2 pseudogenes are annotated in these 1,471 nt (G+C 61.9%); one reads left to right on the forward strand and one right to left on the reverse strand.

Annotated elements, in window-relative coordinates:
- Window positions 1-605: pseudogene (locus H8A92_RS40390) on the forward strand (IS630 family transposase); the annotation flags it as partial.
- A 261-nt stretch (window positions 606-866) separates the two neighbouring features.
- On the opposite strand, the pseudogene H8A92_RS41300 reads toward H8A92_RS40390, so the two are convergent.
- A pseudogene (locus H8A92_RS41300) lies at window positions 867-1,471 on the reverse strand (IS110 family RNA-guided transposase); the annotation flags it as partial.

The following is a 1,471-nucleotide window of genomic DNA, read 5'->3' on the forward strand; positions in this document are numbered from 1 at the left end:
CCCGATACGGTCGGCAAGTCGCGCAGGCGCTTCGCTGAGCATCGGCTTGAAGGTCTTCGGGATGGGCCGCGATCAGGGACGCCACGGACGATCGAAGATGCCCGGATCGAGGCAGTGATCGTCCGGACCCTTGAGACGAAGCCGCCCAACGCCACGCACTGGAGCTCGCGCAGCATGGCGCGGGCCAGTGGACTGTCGGTCTCGACGGTACAGCGGATATGGCGCGCCTTCGGCTTACAGCCGCACCGGTTGGAGACCTTCAAGCTTTCAACCGATCCTGACTTCGTCGCCAAGGTTCGCGACGTCATGGGCCTCTGTGTCTCACCGCCGGAGCATGCCATCGTTCTGTGTGTGGATGAGAAGTCCCCAATCCAGGCGTTGGACCGCAGTCAGCCGATGTTGCCGATGCCTCCCGATCAGCCGGCCCGAAGGAGCCATGACTACAAAAGGCACGGCACCACATCGCTGTTCGCCGCCCTCGACATTGCGACCGGACGGGTGATCGGCAAATGCTACGGACGGCAGCGTGCCACCAGTTCCACAAGTTTCTCGACGAGATCGAGACGGCCGTGCCGCGTGAACTCGATGTCCATCTCGTCATGGACATGTGTGGACGCCCCCGTTGGTGCAAGAAGAATCTTTTCGAAGAGCGCAGAGCGTGGTCGGGGGCTGACATGTGTCCGGCCTCTGATGCGGCTGTCACATGCCGCCGGCGCGTATGGGAGTTCGCGGAACGGGTCCAACTCAACCTCGCGTGCTCGAAGCACGTATCCATGATCTGGTTTTCCCGATCCCGTCTCTTTGACCGTAGCGCCATACTCTCCGTTCGACCTTCTCACACTTGGGTAGTCCGCTCGAGGAGCGGACTATCTCGCCGCCAACGCCGGCGTACGGTAAATGCCGCGCCTGGCCATCAACGCCCAGACGATGCGCGCCGTCTTGTTGGCCAAGGCGACGATCACCAGCATGGGCGGCTTGCGCTCCAGCATCCGCGAGAGCCAAGAATCCGTCATCGATCCCTTTCGCATGGCCCAGCGCACGGTTGCGCTGGCTCCGATGATCATCAGGCGACGCAAGGTTCGTTCGCCCATCCGAGATGTCTCCCCGAGCTTCTGCTTGCCCCCGGAGGAGCGTTGCAGCGGCGTAAGGCCGAGCCATGCCGCAAAATCGCGACCTGAAGGTCTGAGCAGATGGGGCCAAGGCGGCAAGTGCTGTAGCGGTGATCGGTCCTATACCGTGAATGATCATCAGGCGCCGTGCTTCGGCATCTTCACTGGCGCGCCGGGCAACCTCGCGATCAAGCACGGCCACTCTCGCGTCCAGCGACCGTAGCTGCTCAACGAGCAGAAACAGGATCAGGCGGACAGCTTCGGGGATGGTGGAATTCTTCTCAATTGCCGCAACAAGTTTGGTCACATGGAAGAGTCCCTCGCGGCCACCAGTCCAAATTCGGCCAAGATGCCCACGTATC

It is taken from the genome of Bradyrhizobium acaciae (genome assembly GCF_020889785.1).
GTDB lineage: Bacteria > Pseudomonadota > Alphaproteobacteria > Rhizobiales > Xanthobacteraceae > Bradyrhizobium > Bradyrhizobium acaciae.